Origin of the sequence: Flavonifractor porci (assembly GCF_037572415.1) — a bacterium.
Classification (GTDB): domain Bacteria; phylum Bacillota; class Clostridia; order Oscillospirales; family Oscillospiraceae; genus Flavonifractor; species Flavonifractor porci.
This window is the reverse complement of record NZ_JBBHLB010000008.1, coordinates 111166-126992: the sequence shown is the minus strand read 5'-3', so window position 1 is coordinate 126992 and position 15827 is coordinate 111166. Positions and strand designations below refer to the sequence as shown.

The 15827-nt window shown below is 60.3% G+C and carries 13 protein-coding genes; 5 read left to right on the top strand and 8 right to left on the bottom strand.

What is annotated here, in order from left to right; all coding sequences use genetic code 11:
- The first annotated feature begins 220 nt into the window (after positions 1-220).
- Complete coding sequence (locus WHJ28_RS08995; protein WP_340041832.1) at positions 221-1885, top strand: Na+/H+ antiporter NhaC family protein; 1665 nt, start codon at positions 221-223, stop codon at positions 1883-1885.
- 46 nt (positions 1886-1931) lie between these two features.
- Here WHJ28_RS08995 and WHJ28_RS08990 read toward each other — a convergent pair whose 3' ends face one another.
- The 7 genes from WHJ28_RS08990 to WHJ28_RS08960 form a co-directional block, all read right to left on the bottom strand.
- On the bottom strand, positions 1932-3068 hold the full coding sequence (locus WHJ28_RS08990) for a DHHW family protein (protein WP_340041831.1): 1137 nt from the start codon (positions 3066-3068) through the stop codon (positions 1932-1934).
- Positions 3069-3084: 16 nt separating this feature from the next.
- Entirely contained in the window at positions 3085-4485 is a 1401-nt protein-coding gene (locus WHJ28_RS08985) for an MBOAT family O-acyltransferase (protein ID WP_340041829.1), read from the bottom strand.
- Positions 4486-4608: 123 nt separating this feature from the next.
- Positions 4609-5352, bottom strand: coding sequence for a DUF4358 domain-containing protein (locus tag WHJ28_RS08980; RefSeq protein WP_340041827.1), 744 nt, complete (start codon positions 5350-5352; stop codon positions 4609-4611).
- A gap of 117 nt (positions 5353-5469) precedes the next feature.
- Positions 5470-6936 carry a sensor histidine kinase gene (locus WHJ28_RS08975; RefSeq protein ID WP_340041826.1) on the bottom strand — a complete coding sequence of 489 codons (1467 nt, stop codon included), beginning with the start codon at positions 6934-6936 and terminating at the stop codon, positions 5470-5472.
- Positions 6937-6940: 4 nt separating this feature from the next.
- Positions 6941-7222, bottom strand: a complete 282-nt coding sequence (locus WHJ28_RS08970) for a hypothetical protein (protein WP_340041824.1) — start codon at positions 7220-7222, stop codon at positions 6941-6943.
- Positions 7219-7905 carry a response regulator transcription factor gene (locus tag WHJ28_RS08965; RefSeq protein WP_340041822.1) on the bottom strand — a complete coding sequence of 229 codons (687 nt, stop codon included), beginning with the start codon at positions 7903-7905 and terminating at the stop codon, positions 7219-7221. The genes WHJ28_RS08970 and WHJ28_RS08965 overlap by 4 nt, the downstream gene beginning before the upstream one ends.
- An 11-nt stretch (positions 7906-7916) precedes the next feature.
- Positions 7917-8480: a UBA domain-containing protein gene (locus WHJ28_RS08960; protein WP_340041820.1), complete on the bottom strand. Its 564-nt coding sequence runs from the start codon at positions 8478-8480 to the stop codon at positions 7917-7919.
- Between the two features lie 235 nt (positions 8481-8715).
- On the opposite strand from WHJ28_RS08960, the gene WHJ28_RS08955 reads away from it, so the two are divergent.
- The 3 genes from WHJ28_RS08955 to WHJ28_RS08945 all read left to right on the top strand — a co-directional run bounded on the left by WHJ28_RS08955 (position 8716) and on the right by WHJ28_RS08945 (position 13975).
- On the top strand, positions 8716-9891 hold the full coding sequence (locus WHJ28_RS08955; RefSeq protein WP_340041818.1) for a polysaccharide deacetylase family protein: 1176 nt from the start codon (positions 8716-8718) through the stop codon (positions 9889-9891).
- Positions 9892-9960: 69 nt separating this feature from the next.
- Positions 9961-11112 (top strand): aminotransferase class V-fold PLP-dependent enzyme, encoded by a 1152-nt coding sequence (locus WHJ28_RS08950; protein WP_340041816.1) that lies wholly within the window; start codon positions 9961-9963, stop codon positions 11110-11112.
- Between the two features lie 193 nt (positions 11113-11305).
- The gene (locus tag WHJ28_RS08945; RefSeq protein WP_340041814.1) at positions 11306-13975 is read left to right on the top strand and encodes an S-layer homology domain-containing protein; all 2670 of its coding nucleotides are present in this window, start codon (positions 11306-11308) and stop codon (positions 13973-13975) included.
- A 71-nt stretch (positions 13976-14046) separates the two neighbouring features.
- Here WHJ28_RS08945 and WHJ28_RS08940 read toward each other — a convergent pair whose 3' ends face one another.
- Positions 14047-14493: a hypothetical protein gene (locus tag WHJ28_RS08940; RefSeq protein WP_340041812.1), complete on the bottom strand. Its 447-nt coding sequence runs from the start codon at positions 14491-14493 to the stop codon at positions 14047-14049.
- A 271-nt stretch (positions 14494-14764) separates the two neighbouring features.
- Here WHJ28_RS08940 and WHJ28_RS08935 point away from each other — a divergent pair, with 271 nt between their 5' ends.
- Entirely contained in the window at positions 14765-15790 is a 1026-nt protein-coding gene (locus WHJ28_RS08935) for an aldose epimerase family protein (protein ID WP_340041810.1), read from the top strand.
- The last annotated feature ends 37 nt before the right edge of the window (positions 15791-15827 follow it).

Sequence of the window (15827 nt, the reverse complement as noted above, 5' to 3'; positions counted from 1 at the left end):
CACACAGATCTGCAGAATGGTGAACAGGACTGGATTGGAAGGATATTGAAAAGTATATAGATTAATTAACCAAAAAAGAGGGTGCTATTCTGTGAGGCTCTACAAAAATAGACAAACGGATAAAAAAACATTGTCAAATTAATCACAATTTTGTTATGATACCTCTCGAATCCTTGGGTTGGGGAGCTTTGGGATTCACCATCTCAATAGGAGGGCTGATATGAATTCACCGCGTATCAAACGATCTGGCAAGATCCTTCTTGTCCTGTTTACACTCGCTTGTATGCTGGCGACCGTAGTTTTTGCTGAAGGAGATGTGGAGCACACCAGTAAACTCTGGGGCACCGCATTCTCACTGCTCCCGCCCGTGGTGGCGATTATTCTCGCACTGATCACCAAAGAAGTGTACTCCTCTCTGTTCCTCGGCATCCTGGTGGGATGTATGTTGAACACCAATGGCGATGTCGTAGGTGCGTTTCAGGATTTCGTGTCCCGGCTGACGAGCAACGCCGGCGGCAATATGGGTATCCTGATGTTCCTGGTCATCCTGGGCACCATGGTGGCTCTGATGATCCGGGCCGGCGGTTCCAAGGCCTATGGCGATTGGGCCGTATCTCATATCAAGACCAAATCCGGCGCCTTGTGGTCCACCTTCATCCTGGCCATTGTGCTGGGGGTGGACGACTACTTCAACAATCTGACCACAGGTAACGTGATGCGTCCCGTCACCGACGGCCACCACATCTCCCGGGCCAAGCTGTCCTATATGTGTGACGCCACCGCCGCTCCCGTGTGTATCATGATGCCCGTGTCCTCCTGGGCCGCAGCCGTTACCGGCATTATCGGCAACGATGAGCTGGGCTTCCAGATTTTTCTGAAGGCCATTCCTTACAACTACTACGCCATTTTGACTCTGGTCTTCATCGTGGTCATGACCTGCCTGAACATTGACTATGGCCCCATGAAGAAGCACGAGGACAACGCCGCCAAGGGAGATTTGTATACCACCCCTGAGCGTCCCTTCGCCGGTGTGGAGGAGATGAAGTTTAACCCCAACGGCAAGGTCATCGATCTGGTGATCCCAGTAATTGCACTGGTGGCCTGCTGCGTGGGCGCCATGATCCTGGTGGGCTATCAGAACGGCGGTACTGATATCATCACCGCTTTTGCCAACACTTCCGCCTTTGATGCGCTGCCTTTGGGCTCTCTGATCGCTCTGATCTTCACCATGATCTTCTTTACCGTGCGCCGTTCCATGAAGTTTACCGAGCTGATGGATTGTCTGCCCGGCGGTTTCAAGCAGATGGTGCCTGCCATCCTGATCCTCTGCCTGGCCTGGACCATCGGCGATGTGACCAAGACCCTGGGCGCCCCCGAGTTTGTGGCCGACATTGTGTCCGGCTTTGGCGAGAGCCTCCACAACTTCCTGCCCGCCGTGGTGTTTATCATCGCCGCATTCCTGGGCTTCGCCACCGGTACTTCCTGGGGCACCTTTACCATCCTGCTGCCCATCGTGATCCCGGTGTTCTCCGGCGGCGTGGCCGCGGCTGATCTGACTGCTGATTTGATCAACGGCAACGATATGCTGATGATCGCCATTGCCGCCACTCTGGGCGGCGCGGTGATGGGCGACCACTGCTCTCCCATCTCTGATACCACTATCATGGCCTCCTCCGGCGCTCAGTGCTACCACCTGAACCATGTGGCCACTCAGCTGCCTTACGCGGTCACCGTGGCGGCGGTCTGCTTCGTCAACTACATCCTGGCTGCCCTGATTCAGAGCATGGTTCTGAACCTGCTCATCGCTGTGGTTTCCATGGTAGTGGTCCTGTTCATCATTGGCAAGGTCAATCACTCCATGAATGTCCACTCCCAGCGAGACTGATTTCGCCAAAAAAGTCCGGCCCTTGTGGGCCGGACTTTTTGCTTGTTCAGCGGGTGATCCAGAACAGATTGGAATCGGTGACAAAGTTGGGAACGCTGTAGAGGACCAGAGCCTGATCGATGCCGTTCTGCTGGATGTAGTCGGCAATGGACAGCTTGTAGTAGCGCAGGTCGATCAGGTGAATCTCGGAGAAGTGGGGGGTGAGGAAGGGCACCAGAGAGTCGGCGTAGGAGTCCCGAATGACCAGCAGCTTGGGCTTTTCGGCATTGGGGGTCTTGACTACGCCCAGAGACTGGTTGCCGCCCAGGAACATGGAGTACTTGTCTTTCACGGAGAGGAAGGAGGTGTCGTACAGAGCGCGGGGCACTTCCACCTGGTTGCCGGTGTTGTCATAGGTGTAGCTGGTGACGGTAATGCCGGTGTCAGGCACATAAGTGGAGATGGTGTCGGGGCTTACCCAGCGTACGCCGGAGGAGGAGAACACCGTGCCGTAGAACTCGGTGGAACGGATGGTCTCGGTATAGGCATCCAGAGGTACGGGTGTGTAGCCCAAGGCTTCTGCCAGCGCAGTGTAGCCGTAGTAGGCGCCCAGGCTGGTCCAGTGGTGGTCGGTGCGGTAGAAGATGCTCTCGTCCTTGTGCGCCCACAGGGGGCTGTACAGATCCGCCCAGGTAGCGCCGGGTACCGCCGCCTTGGCCTGGTCCAGCAGAGCGGTCTGGCTGGCGTTGGGGGCCCCGTCGGGCAGCCGGTCCGCCCAGATGCAGGCCTGGGTGGGAATGAGGGAGAAGGTCACCGGGATATGCACACTTTCCACAAAAGTGTTCACATGATTCAGGTTTTCCGTCACCTTGGCGGCATCGGGCTGGTCAAACCGGGTAATAAGGGTGTCCTCATCGCAGAAGTAGACATTGTTGTTCTCCTGTTTGCCCAGGGTCCGCTCCGTGGAGGATTTAAGGGCCACCCACAGGTCCCGGCCCACAAACTGGTCGGTGGTGTAGGTCTCAAACTTCCGCATAAACTGGCCGCTCAGCAGGCTGTCCGCAGAGACGTTGGGCATCTGCTCCAGCTTGCGGTTCTCCATTTCGGAGAACTCCCGGTCGGGCGCGGCGGCGTTGGCCACCAGAAACAGGCCGATAAAGGCGCAGAACAGGGTCGTAATGAAGATACAGTACTTTTTCGACATAATACAGTGCCTCCAATCAGAAGTTCCAGTAGAGGAAGGGGTTATAAGTGCCGTCAACCAGGTAGGCGGTGGAAAGGATCAGTCCGGCCAGCAGCAGCACCGGCAGCACCACCTTCATAGGCTTTTCCGGCAGCTTTTTCCACAGCTTGGCCCCCAGCGGAGTGGCGGCCACAGCGCCGATGACCAGCATAGGCAGGAAGGAGGAGAAGTAGTAGCCCACGCTGGCACTGACAAGCCCACCATGGGCGTTACCGAACATGGCGGCCAGATAGGCACCCATGTGGTTGAAATCCTCCACGGCGAAGATGGCCCAGCTTACCAGCACCAGGAACAGGGTGTAGATGTGCTGCACCACAGCGGGACACTTCTCCAGCAGCTTGCCCAGGAAGGCCTTTTCCAGAATAATGAGGGCGGCGAAGTAAAGGCCCCAGATCAGGAAGTTCCAGCTGGCGCCGTGCCAGATGCCGGTGGCGGCCCACACCACAAACAGGTTGAAGAACAGCCGGGGCTTTTTCACCCGGTTACCGCCCAGAGGAATATACAGATACTCCCGGAACCAGGAGCCCAGGGAGATGTGCCACCGGCGCCAGAACTCGGTGACTGACTTGGAGATATAGGGGTAGTTGAAGTTCCGCAAAAACTCGAAGCCCAGCATCCGGCCCAGGCCCACGGCCATATCGGAGTAGCCGGAGAAGTCAAAGTACAGCTGGAGGGAGAAGGCCGCCACGCCCAGCCAAGCGCCGGAGACGGTGAGCTGGTCGGTGGGCAGGGCCAGATAGACGTCCCACAGCTTGCCGATGTTATTGGCCAGCAGTACCTTCTTGGCCAGGCCTACCGTAAATACCTGCACGCCGGAGGCAAACTGCTCCGGGGAGTGGGTGCGGTAGGTCATCTGGTCGGCCAGCTCCTTGTACTTGATGATGGGGCCGGCAATGAGCTGGGGGAAAAGGGTCACGAAGGTACCGAAGCTGATGATGTTCTTCTGCACCTGCGCGTCTCCACGGTAGATATCCACGGGGTAGGTCATGGTCTGGAAGGTGTAGAAGGAGATGCCGATGGGCAGGGTCAGGTTGAGCACCGGCATACCCACGCCAAAGTGCTGGAAGGTCTTGGCCACCAGATCCCAGTATTTAAAGAAGAACAGGATAGCCAGATTGAGGACCAACGCCACCGCCACAGCGATCCGGGCGCCCTTGTCGTCGCCTTGTAATTTCCGCCGGGCCACGATCAGACCGCAGAAGTAATCCAGCACAATGGTGAAAATCATCAGCAGGATATACTTGGGTTCGCCCCAGCCATAAAAGACCAGGTTGACCACCAGCAGCCACAGGTTGCGCCATTTCAAAGGGGTAATGTAGTAAATTAGTAATACGATGGGTAGATATAGAAATAAAAAATACAAACTGGAAAAGACCAACTGCTCACCTTCTCTATACAGATCTCAGGAAAGACGCCCGGCAGGCCTGCCCTGCCGGGCGCTGACATGATTATAATGGGTACGGCACCAGAGTGCAACTTCTATTCTACCCAAAAATAGAGATTATTTTGTGTAACTGTTAAAAATGGTGACTGCGTCGCCGGCGTACTCGCTGACGGCAAAGAATACATAATTGCCGTTGGTGACCAGCTGGTAGTTCTTCACCAACTCATGCTGATCAGGCAGATACTGGGACCACTGGGCGTCCAGATCAGCCTGGCGCTTGGCAATGCCGGCCTTCACGGTGTCCATCTTGCCGTCCTTCACCTCGGCGATGAAAAATTCGGTGGCATGGACACCCATGAGGGGCATCATGCACACATACTCCTCCAAATCGGAGGCACTGATGCCGTAGAGGGCGGAGAGAGTGGCGTCATCCATGGCGGTCAGATTGGGCAGGTCCAGCTTGGCAATGTCGTTCCAGGTAGACTGGACGGCGCTGGTCTGAGGTGTGCTCTCCGGCGTGGGGGTGGGAGCGGGGGTAGGCTTGACGGTGGGCTTGGGGGTAGCCGGAGCGGTGGGCTTGGGGGTGGAGGTGGGCTTTGCGGAGGGCTTGGAGGAGGGGGTAGCAGTAGGTTCGCTGGAGGGAGCCTCGCTCTCCTCTACAGGAGCGGAGCTCTCAGGCAGAGCGTCGGGACTCTCGGTGACGGGAGCGGAGTTCTCGGGAGAGGGGGTGACGCTCTCGGCCACGGGGGGAGTAGTGACGGTGTTGGGAGTCTCGGCAATGCCGTCGCCGCTGCCGCAGGCAGTCAGCATACCAAGGGTCAGCGTCCCGGCCAGAGCCAGAGCGAGAAAACGATGATTCATATCAGGACTCTCCTTTTCTGTTTTGTGATCGCTCTATTGGACGGCGGCCGCTGACAAAAAGTTCCCGGGTTTCTGTAAAAAACGCTCCCGCCGGAACGGGAGCGCTTGAGGTTCACTTCAGGCCGGAGCGACGGGGTCCTCCATGGAATCCAGGGGCAGCACCAGTGTAAAGCGGGTACCCACCCCTGGCCAGGACACCACCTCAAACCAGCCCCCGTGGCGGTCGGCGATCCACTTGGCAATGGACAGGCCCAGACCGGCGCCGCCGGTCTGCCGGGCCCGGCTCTCGTCGGTGCGGTAGAAGCGGTCAAAGATGTGGGGCAGGCTTTGGGCGTCGATGCCCTGCCCTTGGTCGGCCACCGTCAGCCGGGCCAGACCGTCCTTCCCCTGGACTGACAGGGTGATGCAGCCCCGGGCGGGGGTGTATTTCAGGGCGTTGTCCACCAAAATGCGCAGGGCCTGCTTAATGAGCCCCTCGTCGGCCACCACCGGCACGGCGCACAGCCATTTCCCCTCCAGATGGTGGGTGTGGTCCAGCATCTGGGTCTCCCGCAGCACCTCGGCGGCCAGTTCGGTCAGATCGCACAGCTGAGGATGGAAGGGGACGGAGGCGTTGTCCCCCCGGGCCAGAAAGAGCAGCTGTTCCACCAGCTGTTTCATGGAGTCGGCCTCCTGGCGGATGGCGTCGATGGCCTCCTGCCGGGTGGCGGGGTCGTCCTTGCCCCATCGGTCCAGCAGGCTGGCGTAACCCTGGATCACAGCGATGGGGGTGCGCAGCTCATGGCTGGCGTCAGAGACAAAGCGGGTTTGGGAGCGGTAGGCCTCGTTGATCCGGTCCAGCATGGCGTTGATAGCCTGGGCCAGTGCCTTCAGCTCCTTTTGGGTGCCGGTCACCGGGATGCGCCGGTCCAGGTGGCTGGCGTTGATCTCGTCCAGCTCTCCGGCCAGAGCCTGGAGCTCCTCCGGCGACATGGAGCCACCCAGCCGGGTGGCGGCGGCGGCCAGGTCCTGGATGGGCCGCAGGGTGCGGCGGATGGTGCCTGCGTTTTTAAACAGGTTGAGCACCAGACTGACCAGCTGGCAGATCAGCACTACCCGCCCGGCAAAGACGAAGAGGACGGCGGGACGGGACAGATCCAGGGTGATGGCCAATTCCTGTCCCTGGTTTTGGGTCACCAGGGTGTAGCTGGTGGGGCCGCCGGTGGAAAAGGCCATGAGAGGGATGAGATGTACCGTCCCCGGATCAAACCAGCGCTGGTCCCCCTCCAGCGCCTCCTGGGGGGAGGGAAGCCAGTGGGGGAGCAGGATACCGTTGGGGTCCCCCTCCGCTTCTGTTACGGAATAGCTGCCGGCGGACATCCATGCCGCGGCCTCCTCGGAGGGGGCGCCCTGTTTTTCCGCCAGGGCTTTCAGTCCCGCTGCCTGCCGGTCGGACCAGACGATGAGGCCGCCCCAGAACAGCAGGATGAGCAGGATGTCCAGCAGCAGGTAAATCCCCAGCAGCCGGAAAAAGAGCCGGGCGTTGAGCCGGGCCACAATGGAGGACTTGATGCGGCCCTTTGGCCGGGTGGTCTTGGCAGACATGGGCCTATCCCCAGAGCCAGTTCAGCACCGGCTCCAGCTGGGGGGCGCTCACCCAGTCGGCGCCCCGTTCCATAGCCTCCAGGGCCTCACGGGACTGAGAGTCGGTCTTTTTGGAGAGAATGGCCTTCATCATAGCCATCATCATTTTATATTTTCCCCGGACCCGGGCGGGGGAATAGCCGCCCCGCAGATAGAAAAGGGGCAGGCCGGTCTGGTGGGAGAGCAGAGTGGCGTACTGGGCGGTAAAGCCGGTGTTGCTGGAGTAAACGATGGCGGAAACCTTCATTCCGATCCCTCCCGAATCACATAGCCCACACCCCGGATGGTGTGGATCAGCTTGATGTGGAACGCCTCGTCCAGTTTGGTCCGCAGAAAGCGGATGTATACGTCCACGGTATTGGTCTCACCTATAAAGTCGAAGCCCCATACCTGTTCCAGCAGTTCCTCCCGGGACAGGACCTTTTCCTTGTGCTCCAGCAGACAGCGCAGCAGGTCAAATTCCCGGCGGGTGAGGGCCACGTTCTGGCCGTCCACCGCCACCAGATGCCGGTCCAGATCCATGACCAGGGGCCCAATGGACAGCCTGTTGTCCGGCTCGGTCCGAGCGGGCCGCTTCCGCAGGGCGGCCCGGATGCGGGCCAGCAGCTCCTCGGTGGCAAAGGGCTTGGTCACATAGTCGTCCGCCCCCATGTCCAGGCCGGACACCTTGTCCACCACCGTGTCCCGGGCGGTAAGCATGATGACGGGTACCTGGCTCTCCCGCCGCAGGCGGCGGAGCACCTCCATGCCGGAGAGGGCAGGCAGCATGATGTCCAGCAGGATCAGGTCGAACCGCCCGGACAGAGCCAGATCCAGTCCCGCCCGGCCGTCAAAGGCCTTTTCCACCTGGTAGCCCTCGTAATTCAGCTCCAGTTCCACCATGCGGGCCAGCTTTTCCTCATCCTCCACCAGCAGGATACGCTCCTCCATGGCACATCACCTCATTGCTTGGATTGGTTCTTGTGGGCGGCCTGCTCGGCCTGAGCCCTGGCCCGCCCCACCGCGTCGCTGACGGTGTCGGCGGCGTGGTTGACCGCCTGACTTACCTCGTTGCCGTCCAGGTCGGGGCCGGCGAAGCGGTACCGGCAGCCCATGATCAGCCCCACAATGAGCAGGGGCACCGAGATCCAGAAGGCCAGCAGCACCAGCAGAATAAAAATCAGCAGCGGAATGGAGACAATGGGTTCCCCCCACCGCCATACCTCAAAACGGTTGGTGACGCAGCGGCGCAGAAAGCCGGTAAAGCTGTCCCGTCCGCTCTGACCGGCGGCGTTCTCAGGCCGGGCGGAAGCCCCGTTGGGCGGGGGCGTGGTCTGTTCGCTGCCGGGCCGGGTGGAGTATCGGGCGCTCTGTCCGCCGTCCGAACGGATCTTGCCCCGCTGCTCCAGCAGGATCAGGGCGGCCAGCAGATCGCCGTCCGCCTCTTCCAGCACGGCTCTGGCCTCCTCATAGGATATATGGGCTCGTTTCCGCAGCTGTTCCACCAATTCCAATGTGATATCCATGGGAACACATCCTTTCAACAGTACCAGTATACCCCAGGGCCGGTAAAGAAGGCATTTAGGCTGTCTTAAAATCCCATTAAAACCGGCAACATTATACCAGCCCCATCCTTTCGGCGCAAGCGGCGGCTTTACCGGGGGGAGAAACCATGGTATAATAACCGCAAGTCAAGCAGCCGGAGCGGCTTGCAGCCATGGTATCATGCCAGCAGAAACAGGAAGAAAGGAGGGGACGGACATGAGTTGGAAAAAACGGTTGCTCACTCTGCTGTGCGCGGCGGTACTGGTGCTGGGACCGGGCCTGGTGAGCACCGCAAGGGCGGACACGGTGGAGATCTACCTGATGGCGGAGAACGACCAGATGCTTACCCTGCCGCTGGAGGCCATGCCTACCTGGATCGGCGGTTCTCTGTACGTCCCCTATACGGCCTTTGACTGGACGGTGACCGGGGTAAACCTGGGGGTGTCCTACGGACAGATCCAGGGGGACGCGGGAAACAGCTTTATGCTGTACAGCCTCAACGGCACCCTCACCTTTGATCTGAACGCCGGTACCTGTGTGGACCGGTCCGGCCAGCTGATGGAGATGCGGGCGGTGTCCCGCAACGGCTGGATCTTTGTGCCGCTGGCGTCGGTATGTTCCTATTTTGGTCTGCGTTACAGCTATACGCCCACCAACTACGGTACCCTGATCCGCATCACCAACGGGCAGGAGCGGCTGGGCAGTGAGTTCATCCAGTACGCCCAGGACGCCATGCGCAGCCGGTACAATACCTATATGAAGCAGCTCTACCCGGATCACACGCCCCAGCCCTCCATCCAGACCACCCCCGTGCCCACCCCGACCCCCAGTCCGGGGGAGGAGCCGGGGCGGGCGGAGCTGACGGTGTATCTTTCTTTCCAGTGTACCGGAGGGGGCGGCGTGTCCCAGATCCTGGACCAGTTGGATGGGGCGGGTGTGAAAGCACTTTTCCTGTTCCGGCCGGAGGAGCTGGAGGCCAATGAGGAAAACCTCCGCCGCATCGTGGGTTCCGGTCATGCCGTGGGCCTGAGTGTGGAGGGGACCGCCCTGACTCAGGTAGAGGAGGAGCTGGCCCAGGGCGAGGCCATGCTGGACCGGCTGGTGCGGCTCAAGACCCACACCGTCTATCTGGAACGGGCGGGGCGGGATGTCTCTACTGCGCTGTCCGCGCAGGGGTGGGCCTGCTGGTCCCCCCAGCTGGACCAGACCGGGGATACCCGTTCGGCGGCCACCCGCAGCAGCGCCCTGATGAATCACTTTGACAGCCGTACCGGCTCTGTCCGGGTCATGCTGGACGACCGGCCCGGTACCGCCGATCTGCTGGGCCGGCTGCTGCCCCGGATGGAGCGCGAGGACTATCGGACCCGGCTGGCTCTGGAGACCTGGTTTTGAACCAAGGGGGCGGGCAGATGCCCGCCCCTTACCTTATATATAATAGTGTAGAGACAGGAGGAAACTGCCATGCGCAGCGTCTATCTGGATAACGGCGCCACATCCTACCCCAAGGCTCCCGGTGTGGGGGAGGCTATGTGCGATTTTATCACCAACATCGGCTGCAACATTGCCCGGGGGGGCTATCAGCAGGCCTATGACGCTGCCGGCCGGGTGCTGGAGGTGCGGGAGAAGCTCAATGCCCTGGTAAACGGCCCCGGCCCCCGCAACGTGGCCTTTACCTCCGGGGCCACCGCAGGACTCAATCTGCTGCTCAAGGGACTGCTCCGACCGGGAGATAAGGTGCTCACCTCCCCCATGGAGCACAATGCGGTGCTTCGTCCGCTGGAGCAGCTGAAACAGCGGGGAATTGTGGTGGAGTATCTGCCCTGTACCAACCGGGGCGAGCTGATCCTGGAAGGACTGGCGGACAAGCTGACCTCCGACGTCCGGGCCGTCATGCTTTGCCACGGCTCCAACGTCTCCGGAACCCTGTTCCCCATTCAGCAGGTAGGCCGTCTCTGCCGGGAGCGGGGGATCTTCTTCCTGGTGGATGCAGCCCAGACCCTGGGGGCCATCCCAGTGGACATGACCGCCATGTGCATCGACGGCCTGGCCTTCCCCGGCCACAAGGGCCTGCTGGGGCCCCAGGGCATTGGCGGGGTGGTGGTGACCGATGCTCTGGCGGCGGAGCTGGACCCGCTGCTCTCCGGCGGCACCGGCAGCAGGTCGGAATCTCTGGAGATGCCTGCGTTCCTGCCCGATCGTTTTGAGGCGGGTACCCTCAATCTGCCCGGCATCTTCGGCCTGGGTGCGGCCCTGGACTATCTGGAGGGGGAGGGGGAGGCCCTCCGCATCCGGGAGCATAAGCTGGCGGGGCACCTGTGGGCCCGGCTCATGGAGCTGGAGGAGGACGGCATCCGGGTGCTGGGTACGAACGACCCCGCCAACCGCACCGGGGTGGTGTCCATCGACTTTCTGAAGGCGGATAACGGGGAGATGGCCTTCCGGCTGGAGCAGGAGTACGGCATCCAGACCCGCTGCGGCCTCCACTGCGCCCCGGAGGCCCACCGGACGCTGGGTACCTTCCCCCAGGGGGCGGTGCGGTTCTCCGCAGGCCCCTTCACTACCTTTGAGGACATCGACTACGTCCAGGGGGCGGTGTACGAGCTGCTGCTGTAGGGGGGCGGCGTCCCCGACGCCCCGCCCGTCTCCGTTCCTTTCCTCTGCCGGTACAGCCTGGCCGGAAGATTACGCTTATGTTACAAAAGCGCCGGAGGTGTTGACGGAACGGATTTGATGGATTATCATTATGCCAGACTCATGGAGAGGATGTTCCCTCCTCATGGTCAAATCAAATAAGGAGGAATTCCAAATGAGAAACCTCAAGAGGGCTCTCAGCCTGGCTCTGGCCGGTGTCATGCTCATGGGCATGATGGTGATCGGCGCTGGCGCTGCGAGCAAGGATTTCACTGATGCCAGTGATATCAAGAATGTTGAGGCTGTCGACGTTATGGTCGCTCTGGGCGTGCTCGAGGGCGGCGATAAGGGCGACTTCCAGCCCAACTCCATCCTGACCCGTGAGCAGGCTGCCAAGATCATCTGCTACCTGCTGCTGGGCACCGAGTCTGCTGAGAAGCTGACCACCAACTCCGCCGTGTTCAGCGACGTGGCGGCCAACCGTTGGTCCGCTCCCTACATCAGCTACTGCGTGAACCTGGGCATTCTGGCCGGCGACGGTCAGGGCCACTTCTTCCCCGAGGGCAAGCTGACCGGCGCTGCTTTCGCCAAGATGCTGCTGGTTGCCCTGGGCTACGATGCTTCCATCGAGAAGTACGTGGGCAGCGACTGGATGATCAACGTCTCCTCTGACGCCATTGCCGCCGGTATCGTTCCCTCCGGCCTGGTCCTGGCCAACGAGCTGTCCCGTCAGGACGCCGCTCAGATGGCTTTTGAGACCCTGAAGGCCGACATGGTGAAGTACGATGGCAAGGGCAGAGTTACTGTGGGTGACATCACCATCAACCAGAACGCCAGCGCTGAGAAGATCCCCGCTTCCACCAAGTCCGGCTACAAGACTTCCGGCAACGACGAGTATCAGCAGTTCTGTGAGAAGTACTTCACCGATCTGAAGCTGAACGAGAACTCCAGCGACGCCTTTGGCGCTCCCGCCGGCAAGTGGACCTACAAGAACAAGGTCGTGGGCACCTATGCTCAGGCTGCCGACGCTACCTACAGCGAGGCTGTTAAGTCCAAGGACCTGTACTCCGACCTGGGCCTGGACGCCACCGTGAAGGCCGACGTCATGAAGGACGGCAAGGCTGATACCGCCTTCACCATCCAGAAGGGCAACACCACTGAGATCGGCGGCAAGGGCGTTGTGGTCAAGGCTTACGCTGACGACAAGAACAACGTGACCCTGGTCGTGATCAACACCTACGTGGGTGAGGTCTCCAAGGTTACCGCCGCCAAGGGCGACGAGAAGGCCTATGTCACCGTGGACGGCATGAAGTATGAGACCGAGGCCTTTGCCAAGGACGACGTGGTCCTCTACACCAAGGCTGACAACGCTATCCAGAGCATGGCTCTGGCCGAGAAGGTCGAGGGCGTCGAGGTGACCCGCGTCAACGGTACCACCAGCTTTGTGGCTGACGGCACCACCTACAAGTTCAACAGCAACGTGACCTTCTCTGACGACGTGAAGGTGAACAGCGTTCTGGACCTGTATCTGGACACCTACGGCTACGTCATGAAGGTGAACGTGTCCAAGGCCTCCAGCGACTACGCCTATGTCGTCGACACCGGCGCCAGCAAGGGTGTCTACAGCAATGAGGACAACTACTATGCCAAGCTGGTCCTGGCCGACGGCACTCAGACCGAGGTTACCGTGGACGGCGACAAGCTGAGCGGCAGCAGCTTTACTGACAAGAAGGCTACTCTGGATGCCCTGAAGGGCGACATCGTGGAGTACACCAAGGACTCCAAGGACCTCTACACCCTGACCAGCAAGCAGGACAGCGCCACTGGCAAGGTTGAGATCAAGAAGGGCGAGTCCGCCATGACCTTCGGCGGCGATACCAAGTACGCCAACAGCAAGACCATCTTCATCGTGCAGTCCGGCACCGGCAGCAAGGCCACCTACGCCACCTACACCGGCTATGCCAACGTGCCCAGCATGAACAGCAGCAACGGCACCTACACCGTGTTCTGCAAGAGCGGCGATGTTGCCACTATCGTGTTTGTCTCCGGTGTTGCCACCAGCTCCAAGGACATCGTCTACGTCCTGGCCTCCAAGGCCGGCGTTAAGGTGAACGATACCGATGCCGGCACCTACTGGGAGTACAAGGCCGTTGTCAACGGTGAGATCACCACTGTTAAGATGAACAAGGAGATCACCGGCAACGATGGTAAGGACGTGCTGTACAGCAGCATCTCCTACGCCGACAAGGACAATGAGATCCTGGATAAGGATGCCTGCGTGACCTACACCCCCGATAAGGGCGACAACTATGCTCTGAAGGATAGGAAGGTCACCGCTGAGGCCAAGGACGGCATCATCGGCATTGGCGGCACCAACTATGCTCTGTCCTCCGAGGTGGAGCTGTACGCCGTGACCACCAAGAGCAAGATCGAGACCGGCGCTCTGGCTGACGTGGCCAAGGACGCTACCGTGACCGCCATCGTGAAGAACGGCGAGATCGTCGCCATCTTCTACGGCGTGACCGACGAGGGCCCCATCGGCCCCGGCGTGGGCGACACCTACAGCGTGTCCCTGGCCAAGGATCAGGCTACCTCTTCCACTCTGAAGCTGACTGTGAAGAGCACCAATGAGTCCGATACCGCCAAGTTCACCTACAAGGTGTTTGCTTATGGCATCACTGCCGGTAAGGACACCGCCGTTCAGGTGAACGAGGGCACTGGCACCCTGGCTGCCGGTACCGCTACTGAGACCGTTCTCACCGGCACCAACAACACCCTGGTGTACTACGTTGTTGTGACCGTGGGCGGCGAGACTCTGACCACTTCTACCGTCATCGGCGGCTAAAAAGCGGTCCCGTCAGAACAACTGACACTTTATAGCAGCGGCCCCGCTCCTCTGGAGCGGGGCCGCTCTTTTCAGCGAAAGGCGACGTAGCGATAGGTGACCCCCGCGGTATTAAAGCCCCCTCCCGGTGCGAACGCGTCGCCGTTGATTTGAAACCCCGAGGGGGTCATATAGAAGATCCCATCCCGGACCCAGGTACTGCCGGTGTTATCAAACGCACACTGGATCTCCCCGGTACCCAGGGCAAATCTATAGATGTCATGGTCGTCTGTGGGATCACAGTTGAACAGATACAGCAGCGACGGCTGAAAGGCAAGGGGGATATCCTGAACTCCCGTGCCGCCGTCCCCGATATAACTGCCCAGGACAAAGACCTTTTTGTCCTCGCCGTATTTTTGGGAAGCCAGCTGAAAAAGGGCCTCATCCACCTTGCCAAAATCCTGGTTGAAGTCTGTCCGCAGGAAGGGGTCCGACGGGTCCCACTGGTGCAGCTGATAATGTTCCGTATAGTTTGCCATATACATTCCTCCTTGTTTTCTCTTTGGCGGCTTTTTTCCCCATGATCATCACCGAACCGCGATCCTGTTGCACAGACAGAAAAGCTGAGCCGGGGAGCGGAGGACTGCTGCGGGGGACCGGACTATTGGCACAGGCTGCAAAATATGATATGATAAAGTGCAAAACGATCCCGGGATCAAGATCAAACATGGAGTGGTATGACAAGGCAGAGAGACCCTGCTCCAGGGAAGGAAGGGGAGGTCTCCTCTGGCCGGGAGAAAGGTGTGAACCATGGCAGACTGGACGAGAGAACCTTTCGGCGTCACCGCCGGGGGCAAGGAAGTGGAACAGTGGACCGCCCAGGCAGGCAGCTATACGGCCAAGATCCTCACCTATGGCGGCATCCTCCGCAGCTTTCTGGTGGAGGACAGAGACGTGGTGCTGGGGTGCGACACCCTGGCCGACTATGAGAAGCAGGACAAATACTTCGGGGCCCTGGTGGGCCGGGTGGCCAACCGCATCGGCGGCGCTTCCTTTGATTTGAACGGGGTCCATTACCCCCTGGCCGCCAACAACGGTCCCAACTGCCTTCATGGCGGCGTCCACGGCTTTCATGAGGCCGTGTGGGAGGCGGCGGTCCGGGAAGGCAAGCTGGTGCTCTTCCACATAAGCCCCGACGGGGAGGAGGGCTTCCCCGGCACCCTGGAGGTGCGGGTGAGCTACGATCTCACCGCCGACGGCGTGCTCTCCCTGGACTACTGGGCCAGGAGTGACAAGGATACCCTGTGTAACCTGACCAACCACAGCTACTTCAATCTGATGGGCCACGCGTACGGCTCTCTGGAGGGCCAGCGGGTCCAGGTCTACGCCAGCACTATTACGGAAAATGACGCCAACAGCACCCCCACCGGGGCTCTGATGGCGGTGGAGGGTACCCCCTTTGACCTCCGTTTCCCCCGGGAGTTCCTCCAGGGTCTGTCCATGGAACATCCCCAGCTGACCCTGGGCAACGGCTACGACCACAACTTTGTTCTGCGGACCCAGCCAGACGCCCCCCTGGGGCTGGCGGCCCGGGTGATGGGCGGCGGGCTGTGCCTGGAGTGCTACACCACCCAGTGCGGCCTCCAGCTCTATACCGCCAACTATCTGGACGGCGTGCCCGGCAAGGACGGGGCGGTGTATGGCCCCCGGTCGGCCTTCTGCCTGGAGACCCAGGGCTGGCCCGACGCCATCCACCACCAGGGCTTCCCCAGCCCCATCCTGCGGGCGGGGGAGGAGTACCGCCACACCACCACCTACCGGCTGGCTACCATATAAGCCAAGAGATCGCAATCAAAAGAACCGGCCTGCCAAT

Coding starts and splice junctions, on each gene's coding strand:
- WHJ28_RS08935 (WP_340041810.1), top strand. CDS start 14,765: ATGGCAGACTGGACGAGAGAACCTTTCGGCGTCACCGCCGGGGGCAAG.
- WHJ28_RS08955 (WP_340041818.1), top strand. CDS start 8,716: ATGAGTTGGAAAAAACGGTTGCTCACTCTGCTGTGCGCGGCGGTACTG.
- WHJ28_RS08950 (WP_340041816.1), top strand. CDS start 9,961: ATGCGCAGCGTCTATCTGGATAACGGCGCCACATCCTACCCCAAGGCT.
- WHJ28_RS08945 (WP_340041814.1), top strand. CDS start 11,306: ATGAGAAACCTCAAGAGGGCTCTCAGCCTGGCTCTGGCCGGTGTCATG.
- WHJ28_RS08965 (WP_340041822.1), bottom strand. CDS start 7,905: ATGGAGGAGCGTATCCTGCTGGTGGAGGATGAGGAAAAGCTGGCCCGC.
- WHJ28_RS08940 (WP_340041812.1), bottom strand. CDS start 14,493: ATGGCAAACTATACGGAACATTATCAGCTGCACCAGTGGGACCCGTCG.
- WHJ28_RS08960 (WP_340041820.1), bottom strand. CDS start 8,480: ATGGATATCACATTGGAATTGGTGGAACAGCTGCGGAAACGAGCCCAT.
- WHJ28_RS08995 (WP_340041832.1), top strand. CDS start 221: ATGAATTCACCGCGTATCAAACGATCTGGCAAGATCCTTCTTGTCCTG.
- WHJ28_RS08975 (WP_340041826.1), bottom strand. CDS start 6,936: ATGTCTGCCAAGACCACCCGGCCAAAGGGCCGCATCAAGTCCTCCATT.
- WHJ28_RS08980 (WP_340041827.1), bottom strand. CDS start 5,352: ATGAATCATCGTTTTCTCGCTCTGGCTCTGGCCGGGACGCTGACCCTT.
- WHJ28_RS08970 (WP_340041824.1), bottom strand. CDS start 7,222: ATGAAGGTTTCCGCCATCGTTTACTCCAGCAACACCGGCTTTACCGCC.
- WHJ28_RS08990 (WP_340041831.1), bottom strand. CDS start 3,068: ATGTCGAAAAAGTACTGTATCTTCATTACGACCCTGTTCTGCGCCTTT.